Genomic DNA, 1115 nt, shown 5'->3' with positions numbered 1-1115 from the left:
TAAAAAAACTAAATATGCAATAAATTTTTTTATAAAAAATAAGGGACGGCAAAAAGCCATCCCTCTTAAAGTATGAGTTTAGTATGAAAAAATTAGTTAATATTTCATAAACCATAAATCTATGCCTTCATCCCATAATTTCCAGTCGACATCTAAATATCTCATGTTCTCTTCTGGCGATTTTACATTAGAACCAAAATATCTCTCTGTGGAAAATTCATTTTTTCTGGCATAGCAGTCCAATCCATACCAAGTGAAGCCGTTCCAAGAATATCCATAATTCAATACCAATATTTCGACTATTCCTACTTTTCCGCCGTTATCGTATCTTCCAAATGAATATTTTGTATATCCTTGAAAAGTAGCCCACTTTTTTACCGCTTCGCTTCCCAATTTAGTCGCTTCGTCTCTGCTTGTTGCCGTAGTATAAACTCCGCCTACGCCGTAAGTCGTGTTATAATCTCCCGTCCATAAACTTCCGCCTCTATACATTATTATAGTTCCGCCTTGAAATTTCTTTAATATAGTATCGGGCTTTTTCTCCCAATAAATATCGCCGTTTTCTTTAAATTTCAATTTTTCTTTACTTCCAGCTCCGTTATAACGTTGGTCTATTATATAAAAATCTTTTACCATATTTGTCCAAACGAACGACAAATATTCTTTATCCTTATAAGAAGCTCTTCCGCTTCCGTTAAACCATGTAATATTGCGATAAGTATCGGATGAATAAGATTGCGAAGGTTCTGTTGTATTATTAGTATCGGGAGTATTATCATTAGTTGTAGGAGGATTAGGTCTTTGGTTGGTGTTTGTAGTTGGGGGGGGGGGGGAGATATTATTAGTATCGTAATCGGCGGCATTCCAATCCACTTCTGGCGATAATTCCCGTTCCATTCCGCAAGCTAAAATTCCACAAATACAAAATGATGCAAATATTAAAAATAAAATAATCGCTTTTGCTTCGAGATTTGTTTTAATAAAAAATTTTTCCTGTTTCACTTTGAACCCTCTTAATAATTTTCATTTCCACTTATAATATAACAATTTATTTAAAAAAGGCAATAAATTTTTTTTTATTAAATAACTAAAATATTATTGACTTTATATAAAAT

Annotated in this window: 1 protein-coding gene; it reads right to left on the bottom strand. The window is 32.6% G+C overall.

Annotated elements, in window-relative coordinates:
* Nucleotides 1-96: 96 nt before the first annotated feature.
* Complete coding sequence (locus ACR0QS_RS13340) at nucleotides 97-1002, bottom strand: hypothetical protein (RefSeq protein ID WP_432633939.1); 906 nt, start codon at nucleotides 1000-1002, stop codon at nucleotides 97-99.
* Nucleotides 1003-1115: the final 113 nt, after the last annotated feature.

This window comes from Brachyspira sp., assembly GCF_050873525.1.
Lineage (GTDB): Bacteria > Spirochaetota > Brachyspiria > Brachyspirales > Brachyspiraceae > Brachyspira.
This window is presented reverse-complemented; position numbering and strand designations above follow the sequence as displayed.